The organism is Ruegeria sp. CDSB117, from assembly GCF_059611005.1.
On record NZ_JBXWOS010000002.1, the window covers coordinates 197,162 to 210,088 of the forward strand.

At 58.5% G+C, this 12,927-nt stretch carries 13 protein-coding genes; 5 read left to right on the top strand and 8 right to left on the bottom strand.

Going from position 1 to position 12,927, the window contains the following annotated elements; all coding sequences use genetic code 11:
- Window positions 1-64: 64 nt before the first annotated feature.
- Both AC2FJC_RS03805 and AC2FJC_RS03810 read right to left on the bottom strand, forming a co-directional pair.
- Entirely contained in the window at window positions 65-724 is a 660-nt protein-coding gene (locus AC2FJC_RS03805) for a DsbA family oxidoreductase (protein WP_496738471.1), read from the bottom strand.
- Window positions 721-2,238 carry a class I adenylate-forming enzyme family protein gene (locus AC2FJC_RS03810; RefSeq protein WP_496738472.1) on the bottom strand — a complete coding sequence of 506 codons (1,518 nt, stop codon included), beginning with the start codon at window positions 2,236-2,238 and terminating at the stop codon, window positions 721-723. Before AC2FJC_RS03810 ends, AC2FJC_RS03805 begins: the two co-directional genes overlap by 4 nt.
- 65 nt (window positions 2,239-2,303) lie before the next feature.
- On the opposite strand from AC2FJC_RS03810, the gene AC2FJC_RS03815 reads away from it, so the two are divergent.
- A complete protein-coding gene (locus AC2FJC_RS03815) occupies window positions 2,304-2,927 on the top strand; it encodes a helix-turn-helix domain-containing protein (RefSeq protein ID WP_108858481.1) in 624 nt (207 codons plus the stop codon).
- On the opposite strand, the gene AC2FJC_RS03820 is transcribed toward AC2FJC_RS03815, so the two are convergent.
- Both AC2FJC_RS03820 and AC2FJC_RS03825 read right to left on the bottom strand, forming a co-directional pair.
- The gene (locus AC2FJC_RS03820) at window positions 2,916-3,152 is read right to left on the bottom strand and encodes a hypothetical protein (RefSeq protein WP_496723024.1); all 237 of its coding nucleotides are present in this window, start codon (window positions 3,150-3,152) and stop codon (window positions 2,916-2,918) included. The genes AC2FJC_RS03815 and AC2FJC_RS03820 overlap by 12 nt on opposite strands.
- A gap of 468 nt (window positions 3,153-3,620) precedes the next feature.
- Complete coding sequence (locus AC2FJC_RS03825) at window positions 3,621-5,435, bottom strand: extracellular solute-binding protein (protein WP_496738473.1); 1,815 nt, start codon at window positions 5,433-5,435, stop codon at window positions 3,621-3,623.
- Between the two features lie 293 nt (window positions 5,436-5,728).
- Between AC2FJC_RS03825 and AC2FJC_RS03830 the strand changes: the two genes are divergently transcribed.
- Window positions 5,729-6,502: a 3-hydroxybutyrate dehydrogenase gene (locus tag AC2FJC_RS03830; protein ID WP_496738474.1), complete on the top strand. Its 774-nt coding sequence runs from the start codon at window positions 5,729-5,731 to the stop codon at window positions 6,500-6,502.
- Between the two features lie 64 nt (window positions 6,503-6,566).
- The gene (locus tag AC2FJC_RS03835; RefSeq protein WP_496738475.1) at window positions 6,567-7,592 is read left to right on the top strand and encodes a patatin-like phospholipase family protein; all 1,026 of its coding nucleotides are present in this window, start codon (window positions 6,567-6,569) and stop codon (window positions 7,590-7,592) included.
- Here AC2FJC_RS03835 and AC2FJC_RS03840 read toward each other — a convergent pair whose 3' ends face one another.
- The 4 genes from AC2FJC_RS03840 to AC2FJC_RS03855 form a co-directional block, all read right to left on the bottom strand.
- On the bottom strand, window positions 7,593-8,270 hold the full coding sequence (locus AC2FJC_RS03840; RefSeq protein WP_058278068.1) for a DUF502 domain-containing protein: 678 nt from the start codon (window positions 8,268-8,270) through the stop codon (window positions 7,593-7,595). It lies immediately after the preceding gene.
- Window positions 8,271-8,337: 67 nt separating this feature from the next.
- Window positions 8,338-9,252, bottom strand: a complete 915-nt coding sequence (locus AC2FJC_RS03845; protein ID WP_496738476.1) for a pseudouridine-5'-phosphate glycosidase — start codon at window positions 9,250-9,252, stop codon at window positions 8,338-8,340.
- Window positions 9,249-10,142, bottom strand: a complete 894-nt coding sequence (locus AC2FJC_RS03850) for a PfkB family carbohydrate kinase (RefSeq protein ID WP_496738477.1) — start codon at window positions 10,140-10,142, stop codon at window positions 9,249-9,251. Before AC2FJC_RS03850 ends, AC2FJC_RS03845 begins: the two co-directional genes overlap by 4 nt.
- 54 nt (window positions 10,143-10,196) lie before the next feature.
- Window positions 10,197-10,817 carry a thiamine phosphate synthase gene (locus AC2FJC_RS03855; RefSeq protein WP_496738478.1) on the bottom strand — a complete coding sequence of 207 codons (621 nt, stop codon included), beginning with the start codon at window positions 10,815-10,817 and terminating at the stop codon, window positions 10,197-10,199.
- 153 nt (window positions 10,818-10,970) lie between these two features.
- Here AC2FJC_RS03855 and AC2FJC_RS03860 point away from each other — a divergent pair, with 153 nt between their 5' ends.
- Window positions 10,971-11,714, top strand: a complete 744-nt coding sequence (locus AC2FJC_RS03860; protein ID WP_496738479.1) for an RNA methyltransferase — start codon at window positions 10,971-10,973, stop codon at window positions 11,712-11,714.
- Between the two features lie 62 nt (window positions 11,715-11,776).
- Window positions 11,777-12,922 (top strand): heme A synthase, encoded by a 1,146-nt coding sequence (gene ctaA / locus AC2FJC_RS03865; RefSeq protein ID WP_496738480.1) that lies wholly within the window; start codon window positions 11,777-11,779, stop codon window positions 12,920-12,922.
- The last annotated feature ends 5 nt before the right edge of the window (window positions 12,923-12,927 follow it).

The following is a 12,927-nucleotide window of genomic DNA, read 5'->3' on the forward strand; positions in this document are numbered from 1 at the left end:
GATCTGTTCGCGCTATCACGGCAAATCAGTTGACGCTAGGTGTCAAATTGCACAGAGGTCTGTGCTAATTTGCAGGAGAAGCCTCAAGTTGAGACATGATTTCAGCAATCACTTTTTCCCACATTTCAGGGGGTTGCGCCCCGGGGACGGCATGTTGATTGGCAACGATGAACGTCGGGACAGAGCTGACGCCCATTTGCCTGGAATGGCTGTCACGGTTGCTGATATCCTCGCGATCGGCATCGGATTTCAGCAGTTTTAGAACGACTGCGGCGTCCATGCCCGCATTGTCGGCAATATCCGCCAGAACCTCATGATCGCCGATATCGCGGGCCTGTACGAAATAGGCATCGAACAACGCATCGACCACGGCGTTCTGTTTGCCTTCAATCCCTGCCCAATGGATCAGGCGGTGCGCGTCCAGAGTGTTGGGCGTGCGCTTCATACCTTCGAAGTCGATCTTAAGACCTGCATTCTCAGCATGATCAACGACCGGAGCATAGGCACGCACCGCGCCTTCCTTGCCCCCGAACTTGCGTTCGAGATACTCGCGGCGATCCATCCCGGCATCCGGCATGTCGGGGTTCAACTGGAATGGATGCCATTCGATCAAAAACGGATGGTCCGGGATCGCCGCCAGCGCCTTGTCCAGATGGGTCTTGCCGATATAGCACCACGGGCAGATCGGGTCGGACATGATATCAAGCTTGACGGTCTCGGTCATGGGTTGGTCGCCTTGAAATAGGCCGGCAGCGCCCGGCGCAGAAGTTTCCCGTTCCCGCCGGTGGGCAGTTCAGGCAGATGGATAAAGGCGCGCGGTTGCTTATAGCGCGCCAGATTTGCCTCGACATAGGTGCGCAGGGCGTTGTCGTCCAGCTTTTCCGGTCCTGTATAGAAGGCTGCTATCACAAATGTGTCCTGTTTAACCTCGACTGCCGCAGCCCCGACCTGCGCGATGCCGGGATATCGGGACAGCGCCGCCTCGACCTCAACCGGTGACACCCTATAGCCGCCCGCATTCATCATATCGTCATCGCGACCCAGATAGGTGATCTGGCCATCCACGGCCATGGCCCCTTGATCGCCGGTCAGGAACCAGTCGCCCTGCATCCGGGCTTCGGCCTCGTCCGGGGCGTTGAGATAGGTCAGCATCAGACCGGGGTCGGACCTGTGTATGGCAATGGTGCCTTCCTGACCCTGAGGTACGGGACCGTCAGGTCCCAGGATAGCCACACGGCGGCCAGGCTGCGGTTGGCCCAATGCATCGGACCGTGCTGGATCCGCCGGGCTGGACGAAATGAAAGTCGAACACTCGGACATGCCATAAGCTTCGTAGAGTTCAGTGCCGGTCGCCTGCGTCCACTGTTCATGCAGATGCCGTGACAGTTTTTCTCCGGCGCATAACCCATGCCGCAATTCCGGCAGGTCCAGGTCGTCTGTTGAGCTCACCACCTTACGGAATACGCCCGGTGCTGCAGCAAAGATGGTGGCCTGATGACGGCGTAGCAGGGTAGGTAGAGCGTCCAGATCGGTGCCCGGCGCAGGGATAAGAGCCGTTGCGCCAATGGTCCAAGGATCCATCAGACCGGTGCCCAAGGTATAGGTCCAGTTGAACGCGCCTGCGTGACACAGGCGATCGGTTTCACGCAGCCCGTACCAGCCATCCACCATCATCTGACGCGCCCAGATGGCACGATGGGCGTGGGCCACAGCCCTTGGTTTTCCCGACGTGCCCGAAGTATAGACGACATAGGCCATCCGTTCCGGGTCACCCATTTGATATTCTGCAGCAGGCAGATCACGCATTCCGGCCAAATCGGACAGGTCAATCTGAACCGGGTGCGCGGCGCACGCAACCTGTGGGTCACGCAGAATGGCGGCAGGTCTGAGATCGTTGATCATGCGCTCTGTTTCCGGCTCGGTCAGCTGCGATGACGTTGGGACCGGGACGATGCCGACAGCAATCGCTCCGAGATAGGCAATCGGGAAATCGACCGTGTTTCCAAGCCGCATCAACGCGATATCGCCGGGCTTCAAACCGGCATTCAACAACCCTGTGCCAGTTCCCAGAATGGCCTGCTGCAACTCGCTATACGTCCAATGCTCGGTATCCGAGGACCCTAGAACAGACAGGGCGGTCTTGTCCGAAAGCCTGTCCGCACAGCGCAGTACATGCGCTGCCAGATTGAACGGAGACGGGCAGGCCGGCGGCGGCCCCTGATCAAAAATAGAAAGCATGGCAACTGGCTAGCGCGACCACTGCTGCGTTGCAAGCACGGCGGGCTGCGCCTATAGAATGACGCATGAGCACCCAAGACCAGACATCTCTGATCCGCATTGCCCGGGACTCGGGCGAACATACGGAAGTTGAACCATTGGACCTCGGCGCGCGTGTGCGCGAGCTGCGGAAAGCGCGGAAATGGACGCTTGAACAGGCGGCCACGCAGGCTGGTCTGGCGCGTTCAACGCTCAGCAAGATCGAAAATGGTCAGATGTCGCCCACCTATGACGCGCTGAAAAAGCTTGCGACCGGTCTTGAGATCTCGGTGCCGCAGCTGTTTACGCCGCCGCAGAGGGACCAGGTGATCGGCCGGATGGCCGTGACGCGCATGGGCGAAGGGTCTGCCCATCCCACAACCACCTATGAACATGAACTGCTGGCCGAAACGCTGACCAAAAAGCAGATGTTGCCTTATCGGGCCCGTGTCCGCGCGCGGTCAATGGATGAGTTCGACGGCTGGGTCCGCCACGACGGCGAAGAGTTCTTGTATGTCTTGACGGGTGTTGTGCGCCTTTATACCGAGTTTTATGAACCAGTCGAAATGCGCCGCGGCGACAGCGCCTATTACGACGGGAGCATGGGGCACAATGTAATCTCGGTCAGCGACGAAGATGCAATGATCCTGTGGGTAACATCACTTACTTAACGACCGGCTGAATTCGCGGTTCAAACCTTCCGTGAACAAAAAGTCCTCAAGCTCTTCGTGGGCTTCGTTCATAGTCAGTTGATGGCGTTCGGCCAGATACGCTTCGAAACATTTGCGGTCTTGGCTTAACCGCACCATGTCCTGATCCCGCAGGTTCGGAAATCTCCGTTTGGCGCGCGTATACATTGCGTCCAGGTCTTGCGTCAGATCGGTCCATTTCAACATTAGACAGCTTTCCGTTTTCATGGTTTCAAACCGCTCGTCCCAAGAACCAGCGTACGAAGGTGGTGGGGGCGTTTGGGTATGACAAAATGTCGCACCCGAGGACGGGAGGCGGTTTGATTTTTGACGGGGTCGAAAGTGCCCGTTGCAGCCTATCCGCAACGGGCAGACGGACCTGATTTTGAGTGAGTGGAGGCCGGTCCGTAAATTCGATGTGCTGCGCACCGGACGAAGAGTTACGTTTTGAAATTCAAAGCAATAATCAATTCGTGCAGCGTACTGCAGTTTATGCACAAGCTATATCGCTAAACCCTGTTCAGTAAAGCTTTTTGTGTGAGTTTTTTAGGGGAGCACTTGACGTTGGAGCAATTGCAACATGTTGGAGCAGCAAAAACTCGACCCGCAATATCCGGTGCTAATAGGCTGTGCGCCGATTTCCGCCCACGTCCCTTTGGTGCTGCGCGTGACCCGTTACTGTTCGTACCACCAAACTTGCGGCATGTACTCTGGCCCATCGCCATAGATCGGCAAGTTTTCCGGCTGCTTGAGTTCCTTGGCGTGGGCGATCCTGCCCACATCAAAGTTCCAGATCGGAATGACATAGCGCCCAGCGGTCAATACACGATCAAGCGCGCGCGTTGCAGCAACGAAATCCTCATGACTTTCCGAGGCCAGCATGGCGTCAATCATTCCGTCCACAGCGGGTGAAGCCACCCCCATCAAATTGCGCGTGCCCGGAGTATTCGCGTTTTCGCTGCCCCAGTAGAGGCGCTGCTCGTTGCCGGGTGACAGGGACAACGCACGACGGAAATAGGTCATGTCGAAATCCAACTCGGATGTACGGCTGGTGAACTGGGCGCTGTCGACCTGCTCGGTGCTCACCGCGATGCCAAGACGTTCCAGTGCGCGCGTGTAGATCTCGATTGCCGTTTCGCTTTCGGTGTCGCCCTGTTGCAGCAACACGGTCAAGGTAAAGGCATCGCCGTTTTCGTTACGCAGCACGCCGTCCTGGATGGTCCAGCCAGCCTCGGCCAACAGTTTGGTGGCGGCGCGGATGTTCGAACGATTGCGGGCCGATCCGTCACTTTCAGGCAATGTATAGCCTTCAAGCGTTCCGGGAGGCAGGTCGTCCTTGAACTCCATCAGCAGCTCTTCGACGCGACCACTTGCCGGGCCGGGCTGCACCGAAAGGTCCGAGCCTGAGAAATAGGATGTGATACGCGGCTGCGCGTTCCCGGTAATTGTGTCGTTGATGAACTCGAAATTGAACGCCAGCGTCAACGCCTCGCGGACACGCCAGTCGTCAAACGGCGCTTTGCGGGTGTTCATGACAAACCCGGTCATGCCCGAGGGCTTGCCGTGCGGGATCTCGGTCTTGACCACATCCCCACGCTGGACGGCCGGGAAACTGTATTGGTTGGCCCATTTGTCGGCATTGAATTCACGTACCGCAGTCAGTTCACCGGCTTTGAAGGCCTCGAACAGAACAGTGCCGTCGCCGTAGAACTCGATCCGCATTTCGTCCAAATTCATGGTGCCATTACGGAAGGGGATGTCGGTGCCCCAATAATCCGGGTTCCGCTTGAGGTTCACGTATCTACCGGCCTCATAGCTGTCGACAACATAGGGGCCTGTGCCGATAGGGATGTCATGCAGCCCGGCATTGGCAAATTCTTTACCTTCCCACTGGGCTTTCTGCAGGATCGGGCGCAGGCCTGCGATCAGGGCAAGCTCTCGGTCAGGTTCGTTAAAGGTGATGCGCACCGAGCGGGGCCCGGTCTGTTCAATACTGTCAATCTTGCTCCACAGCCCGCGATAACGCAGGTGGCCTTCGGTTCCCAAAGTCTCATACGACCAGATGACATCGTCCACTGTTACTGGTGTACCATCCGAGAATTCTGCGTTCTCACGCAGGGTGAATTCGACCCAGGACCGGTCCGGCGCTGTCTCAACTGATTCGGCTAACAGCCCGTAAAGAGTGAAAGGTTCGTCCCAGGATCGGCCCAACAGGCCCTCGTGGGTCCAAAATCGCAATTGCCAGGGCGAGCTGCCTTTTTGCACGAACGGGTTCAAACTGTTATAGCCGCCCGTATTTCCGAACACGACTTTCCCGCCTTTGGGCGCGTCTGGATTTGCGTAGGGCAGGGACACAAAATCCGGTGGTAGGGCCGGGTCACCATACATAGCTATGCCATGGGTCGATTCTGCATAAGCAATTGACGTGCTCAAAAGTGCAGTGATTCCCGCGATCAATGGACGTACGGGGCGTAGAAAATCGGGGCTCATTTTGGAAACAATCCTGCTCTGGCCTTATTTTGTTGGGATTCATCGTAGCTATGATTTTTCTTGTTTTCAAACTTTTAGCTTGGACGAACACAAGAAATTGCTTATAAAGGACGCACTGCTCGATAGGTTTCTTGCCTGTATGAAACCTGCCTCAATAACTTAACGCCCGCTTCGTGCGGGCGTTTTTTTTGTTCGGATCTGTCGTAGGATGCGTCGCCCGAATGTTTCCCCGTTTTCTTTGCAGCTGCAGCATGGCACTGTGCCGCCAAAGTTGATTTTGTGGGAGTTCGGCCATGAGCCTTTCGGGAAAAACAGCAATTATCACCGGATCGAATTCAGGGATCGGATTGGGCGTCGCGCGTGAGCTGGCGAAGGCCGGGGCCAACGTGGTGCTGAATTCATTTACCGACCGCGACGAAGATCATGCGCTGGCCGCCGAGATTTCGAAAGAGACCGGGACCAGCGCACGCTATATCAAGGCAGACATGTCTAAAGGTGAAGAATGCCGCGCGCTGATCGAAAAGGCGGGGGCATGTGATATTCTGGTGAACAACGCGGGCATTCAGCATGTTGCACCGGTTGATCAGTTTCCGGTCGAAAAGTGGGATGCGATCATCGCGATCAACATGAACTCGACTTTTCATACGATGGCCGGCGCGCTGCCAATGATGCGAGAGGCCGGGTGGGGTCGTATTGTGAATATCGCCTCGGCACACGGGTTAACGGCGTCTCCGTTCAAGGCGGCCTATGTCGCGGCAAAGCACGGCGTGGTTGGCATGACCAAAACCGTGGCGCTGGAAACCGCGCAGGAGCCGATCACATGCAATGCGATCTGCCCGGGATACGTCCTGACACCATTGGTCGAGGCACAGATCCCAGGCACCATGAAGGAATACGGCATGAGCCGTGAGGACGTGATCAAGAACGTGATGCTTGAACGGCAACCTTCGAAAGAATTCGCCACGGTCGAGCAATTGGGTGGCACCGCGATCTTCCTGTGCTCGGATGCGGCAGCGCAGATCACCGGGACCACGATCTCGGTCGATGGCGGTTGGACAGCGTTGTGAGGTTTCACGGGGGCGTTGCCCCCGCACCCCCGGAGTATTTTGGAAAAGATGAAGGGGCAGGACAGTGAAACGGATCAATCTGGCTTTGCAGGGTGGCGGAGCGCACGGTGCCTTTACCTGGGGCGTTCTGGATCGAATTCTGGACGAAGAAGATATCGAGGTTGCGGCGATCACTGGGACCTCGGCCGGGGCGCTGAATGGCGCTGCGTTCAAATCCGGGATGGTGCACAACGGACGCGACGGCGCGCGGGCTTGTCTGGACGGGCTATGGGCACGGATGGGTGCGGTAGGGGATATGCGCCTGGCTAACTGGATGCAGGCGCTGGAGCCTGCGCAGATTGCCCAGTCGATGGAGTATTCACTGCCATTCTCAGTTGGTGATGCCTGGTCGCGGATGGTGTCGCCTTATGCCTATGGTCCTTTTTACCGCAATCCCCTGGAACCGGTTGTGGATCGGTTCAACTTTGATGAGATTTGCACGGATCAAGGACCCCAGTTGTTTGTCTGCGCGACCTGTGTGCGCAGCGGCAAGATCCGGGTGTTCACCGGGGAAGAGATTTCCACGGATGCCATTTTGGCCTCGGCCTGCCTGCCGAGCCTGTTTCAGGCCGTCGAGATATTTGACCCCAGCTCGGGCCGGACCGAGGCATATTGGGATGGTGGTTACACTGGAAACCCGGCGCTTTATCCCCTGTTTAACAATGATTTGCCTGAAGATGTCGTGGTCGTGAACATCAACCCGCTTGAACGTGATGAGGTGCCGAAAACTCCGCAGCAGATCCAGAATCGGATCAACGAGATCAGCTTTAACTCATCCCTGTTTCGCGAGCTGCGGGCGATCAATTTTGTTCAGCGTCTGTTGGCGGACGGTAAGCTGACGGCCGGAGAGATGAGCCGCGTGTTTGTTCACATGATCGCGGATGACGAATTGATGAACGATTTGTCCGTGGCAACCAAGACGGTTCCCAACCCAGTGATCCTGCATAAGCTGAAGGAAGCGGGGCGCGCCGCGGCGCACCGGTTCATTGGTGATCACAAAGCCGATCTCGGCGCACGCAGCACTGTCGACCTGCCCGAGATGTTTGGCTGATCACTCGGGTGGCTGCGTGGGGTCTTTTTCGTTGGGGTAAACAAGGCCTGCGGAAATCACCAGCTTTGCGGCGTCCTCGATTGTCATATCCAGCAGGATCACGTCCTCGGCCGGGAAGAACAATAGGAAGCCAGAGGTCGGGTTGGGCGTGGTCGGAACAAAAACGCCCAGCAGTTCGCCCCCGGTTTCAGCCCGCTCGCTGACTTCGCCTTTTGCCGCGGTGGACACGAAACCAATCGCCCAGATGCCGCGGCGGGGGTATTGGATCAGGCATGCTTTTTCGAATGACCGTTCAGTCTGGGCAAACACCGTTTCCGAGATCTGTTTGATCCCGGAATAGACGGATCGAACAACGGGCATCCGGCTGACAAGGCTTTCGGCAATTTGGATCAGGGACCGGCCCAGAATACCTTTGGCGATCCATCCAACCAGAACTGTGAAGATCAGAAAGATGACAACGCCGACGCCGCGCAGGTTGATGCCCACGTATTCCTGCGGCTGGAACCGCTGTGGAATTATGGGCAGCACCGCGCTGTCGATCCAGCCGACCACGGACCAGATCAGCCAGATGGTCAGCCAAACCGGCGCAATCACAACGATGCCCGTCAGGAAAGACGCGCGCAGTCGCGAAAACAGGCCCGGGCGGCGATGCGGTTCTTCGTCAAATGGCGTGTTCATTGCGGTCCTGAGCGGTTTTCTGCCGAGTTAGTTAAGCAGTCGGGTGCCTTGGTACAATAGGCTTAAGTCAATCGGTCTTCGCGGCCAGAGCACGGGCAATCCCGGCTGCCAGTCGCGCGTTGTTGCGGACCAGAGCGATATTGGCGGTCAGCGAACGCCCTTCGGTCTGTTCGTAGATCCGCTGCAGCAGGTACGGCGTGACACCCTTGCCGCTGATCCGGTGCGTATCTGCGTCGGCCTGTGCCGATGCAATGATGGGTGCCAGTTCTTCAGCTGGGATCTGATCGGCGGCTGGGATCGGGTTGGCGACCAACTGACCGCCGGGCAAGCCAAGCGCGCGGCGCGTGGCGTGGGCTGTGGCGATGTCCGCGGCGCTGTCCATGCGCAGGGGCGCGGCATAAGGGGATTTGGCCGACCAGAAGGCCGGGAATTCGTCCTGCCCGTATGCGATGACAGGAACGCCCAGTGTTTCCAGAACCTCGAGCGTTTTTGCCAGATCGAGGATGGCCTTTGCGCCTGCAGCGACAACCGTAACCGGGGATTGCGCCAGCTCATGCAGATCGGCTGAGATATCAAAGGTCGTCTCGGCACCCTGATGTACCCCGCCGATGCCGCCGGTGGCAAACAACTCAATCCCGGCATAGTGGGCGGCAATCATCGTCGCAGCGACTGTGGTTGCGCCAGTGCCGCCGGTTGCCATGCAGGCTGCCATATCAGCGCGCGACAGCTTGGCGACGCCCTGCGCCTGACCCAGTGCTTTCAGCTCATCAGCCTCAAGCCCCACATGCAGTTTGCCTTTGATCACGGCCATGGTTGCCGGAATTGCGCCCGCGTCGCGGATGTCCTGTTCAACCTGAGCCGCAACCTCGATGTTCTGAGGGTAGGGCATCCCGTGGGTGATGATGGTGCTTTCCAGCGCAACGATGGGTTGGCCTGCGTCCTTGGCGGTGCGGACCTCGGCGGAATATTGAATGTCGATCACAGTGGGGTCTCTCCGGATACGTAAGTTGCGGCGGCGTTCAGGGCACGGGTCAGGGCCTCGGCACTGGATGCTCCACCGGATTCTGAGGCGATGTGGGCCGCCATAAATGTGTCGCCTGCGCCGGTTACGCGGGTAACCAGAACGGACGGGGGTGTTTGGGTTAGGATTTCATCCGCATTACCAACCGTGGCCGAGCTTCCGCCGTCGGTGACCAACACCCGCAGCGCGCCACGATCCAGCAGGCCTTTGGCGGCGCTTTCGGAATCCTTGAATTCGCGCTGGCACAGGATGCCGGCTTCTTCGAGGTTCACATACAGCGTGGCCCGCGCATGCTTCAGGAACGGCAGCAAGCGTTCGGCTTTACCGGGCGAGGCCGGTGCCACACGCAGATCGGCGCGCGCAAAGGCGGGGCTTTGGGCGATTTCCTCAAGCAAGTTCAGTGTCAGATTGCCGTCCAGTGCGATAGGTCCTTCAAACGGCTCGTTTTCGTACCCTAGCGGCCCGTGCATTAGCGCGCGCAGGATTTTGGCACCCGCGGCCTCAAGCGAATGCGCATCGGCAATGGCTGCGATCAGGCCGTTGGCCCCTTCGACTGCCATGTACCGGTCGGTCGGCAAATCCTGCGAACGGTAAATGTGATCCGTCACCATGCCCAATCGGGAACAGGCGTTTGCCAGCTCATCACCCTCAGGATCGCGCCCGATGGCAGTCAGCAGAGTGGGGGTCATGCCAAAGCGCACAAGCGTCATGGCGATGTTCATGGCCACGCCGCCGGGCAGGCGGGTGATCCGCCCTGGAACGTCCGAGCCCTGCCGCATGGCGCTGGCGGACCGGCCAATCACGTCCCAAAGAACCGAGCCGATACAAAGGATGTCGCTGTTCTGAGTCATGTCGTCGTCATGCCGCAGCCCCGGCGAAGGTGCAAGCGTTAACGCTCGCACTGATCAGCGCATCGCGTCAGTCAGATCCTTCAGCGCGGCCAGATGGTCATCTTGTGACCAGATCTCGTCCCCGATTCCGAAAAAATCGGTGCAGGGGGCTAGGTCGCGAACCAAGTCGGGATTCAGGCCACCCTCGGCAACGACTGGAACTTCAATCGTCTCAGACCACCATTGGAACAGATCCATTTCGGCCATCGTGCCATCACCCAGCGTTGACGCGCCCACCGGTCCAAAGGCGACATAGTCCGCACCCGCCTCACCCGCGGTCATCCCATCATGGCTGGACGCACCGCAAAAGCTGCCAACGATGGCTTCCGCACCCAATTCCTTTCTTGCAAACCGAACCGAGCGCGCGGCGTCATCCAGATGCACCCCGTCCAACCCCAATCGCTGCGCCAGCAGAACATGGTTCGAGATCACCAGCGCCACATCGCGCGCATGGGCAACCTCACGGCAGGCGTCCGCCGCGCGGGCGATGGTGTCTTCATCGCCACCAGCCAATGCCAGACGGATACAGGCGATCTCTGCCCCGTCCAGCACGCTGGCCAAGCGGTCGGGAAAGCTGCTCAGTTCGATGGTCGGTGGCGTAATCAGGTAAATCTGCGGCTGCTCGGGGGTGTCCATTGGCGCGTCCTTCGCTTTCAGTCTTTTGCGCGGTTTAGCGGATTGCGGCGGGGAAGCAAACTTTTATGCTGGTTTCCGGCCCAAATGAAGCCGCGGATGGCTTGCCCTGCCTTTGCGCGCAGATTAGAGCAGGCGGAACTTTCGGAGACAGCCATGCCCAGCGATAAATCCCAACCCTCATTCGTGCTTGTGCGCCCGCAGATGGGTGAAAACATCGGTGCCGCCGCGCGGGCGATGTGGAATTTCGGGCTGGATCGGATGCGGATCGTGGCACCTCGGGACGGGTGGCCGAACCCCAAGGCTGTGGCGATGTCCAGCGGCGCCGGGCGTCTGTTGGATGAGGCGCAGCTCTTTGACGATCTGGCCGGTGCGCTATCCGACAGCACTTTTGTTTTTGCGACCACGGCGCGACAGCGTGGATTGACCAAGCCGGTCTACAGCCCGGAACGCGCAATGCAGCTGGCTGCCGAAAGGGTTGCTGCTGGTGAAAAGGTCTGTGTTCTGTTTGGCCCGGAACGCGCAGGGCTTGAAAACGAAGACATCGCCAAGGCAAACGCCATCATTTCGGTTCCGGTGAATCCGGAATACGCTTCGCTGAATCTTGGCCAATGCGTGCTTCTGACCGCCTATGAGTGGATGCGCCAAACCGGCGATGTGGTTCATGAGGCCACCGATCTGGGCAAGGGCGACTGGGCCACGGGCATCGAGGTCGAGAAACTGGTCGAACACTATGAAGACCGGCTGGAAGAGGCGGGGTTCTTTTATCCGCCCGAAAAGGCCGACAGTATGAAGACTAACCTGCGCAACCTTTGGTCGCGGATGCGCATGACGCGGGCCGACGTGCAGATGTTGCATGGGGTCATGCGGCAGATGGTCCGCTGGAAAGACAAAGGCTGAGGCTGGACCTATGTTCCGCTTCACCCTAGCTTGCGACGAAATCCAAGGCACAAGAGGACAGCATGAGCGGTAAGCGCAGCATCTTCGAAGACGTCTCAGACACTGAAAAACAACAAGCCGTTCAACCGGGTATGATCGATCGTGGCCGCGGGGGTGCGCGTAAGGCCATTCGCGCCTGGCTGATGATCCTGTTTGCCCTTGTGGTCATCATGATCGCTGTGGGTGGGCTGACACGCCTGACCGATAGCGGATTGTCGATCACCGAGTGGCGGCCGATTACTGGGGCCATCCCGCCGATGAATGAGGCGGACTGGCAGGCCGAGTTCGACAAATACAAGCAGATCGACCAGTGGCGCATCCAGAACCAATGGATGGAGCTGGGCGATTTCAAATCCATCTACTGGTGGGAATGGGGCCATCGTCAGCTGGGGCGCGTGATTGGGCTGGTCTGGGCTCTTGGCTTCTTTGGCTTCCTTGTGGCGCGGAAAATACCAACCGGCTGGACCGGTAAGTTGTTGATTCCGGGCCTTTTGGGCGGTGTTCAGGGCGCAGTCGGCTGGTGGATGGTTGCCTCGGGCGTGACGCAGGGCGAGGGGATGATCGCCGTGGCCAGCTATCGCCTGGCGATTCATCTGGGGCTGGCCTTTGTAATTCTCGGCTTCCTTGCCTGGTACATCTTTGAGCTGGGCCGTGAGGAGCGTGACCTGATGCAGGCCCGTCGCGCGAAAGAGGCGCGTCTGTTCTCGTTGTCCACCGGCCTGATGCATTTCGCCTTTTTGCAAATACTCATTGGCGCGCTTGTCGCCGGGATCGACGCCGGGCGGTCTTATACCGACTGGCCGCTGATCGGCGGGCAGTTGCTGCCGCCTGATATGACGATGCTCGAACCGATGTGGCGCAACATTTTCGAAAGCCCCGGGCTGGTTCAATTCATCCACCGTTGTTTGGGCTATCTGCTATTCATCTTCGCTATCATCGTTTGGCGACGCGGCAACAGCAGCGCCCACCCGCAAACGCGTTTTGCCTTCAACGCGGCCTTCGCGGCGCTTTCGCTGCAGGTGGTCATCGGCATATTGACAGTAATCTACGCCGCGCCGTGGCAGATCGCCATATTCCACCAATTCATGGCCGTCGTCGTCTGGACGCTGATCCTACGGGCGCGTTTCCTGACCGCTTACCCAATAGCAACCTCTCTGCGCGGAGCCTGATTTCC

Bases quoted from the DNA above. Each gene is read 5' to 3' on its own strand.
- AC2FJC_RS03805 (WP_496738471.1), bottom strand. From the start codon at position 724: ATGACCGAGACCGTCAAGCTTGATATCATGTCCGACCCGATCTGCCCG.
- AC2FJC_RS03825 (WP_496738473.1), bottom strand. From the start codon at position 5,435: ATGAGCCCCGATTTTCTACGCCCCGTACGTCCATTGATCGCGGGAATC.
- AC2FJC_RS03810 (WP_496738472.1), bottom strand. From the start codon at position 2,238: ATGCTTTCTATTTTTGATCAGGGGCCGCCGCCGGCCTGCCCGTCTCCG.
- AC2FJC_RS03820 (WP_496723024.1), bottom strand. From the start codon at position 3,152: ATGTTGAAATGGACCGATCTGACGCAAGACCTGGACGCAATGTATACG.
- AC2FJC_RS03815 (WP_108858481.1), top strand. From the start codon at position 2,304: ATGAGCACCCAAGACCAGACATCTCTGATCCGCATTGCCCGGGACTCG.
- AC2FJC_RS03855 (WP_496738478.1), bottom strand. From the start codon at position 10,817: ATGGACACCCCCGAGCAGCCGCAGATTTACCTGATTACGCCACCGACC.
- AC2FJC_RS03860 (WP_496738479.1), top strand. From the start codon at position 10,971: ATGCCCAGCGATAAATCCCAACCCTCATTCGTGCTTGTGCGCCCGCAG.
- AC2FJC_RS03850 (WP_496738477.1), bottom strand. From the start codon at position 10,142: ATGACTCAGAACAGCGACATCCTTTGTATCGGCTCGGTTCTTTGGGAC.
- AC2FJC_RS03840 (WP_058278068.1), bottom strand. From the start codon at position 8,270: ATGAACACGCCATTTGACGAAGAACCGCATCGCCGCCCGGGCCTGTTT.
- AC2FJC_RS03830 (WP_496738474.1), top strand. From the start codon at position 5,729: ATGAGCCTTTCGGGAAAAACAGCAATTATCACCGGATCGAATTCAGGG.
- ctaA (WP_496738480.1), top strand. From the start codon at position 11,777: ATGAGCGGTAAGCGCAGCATCTTCGAAGACGTCTCAGACACTGAAAAA.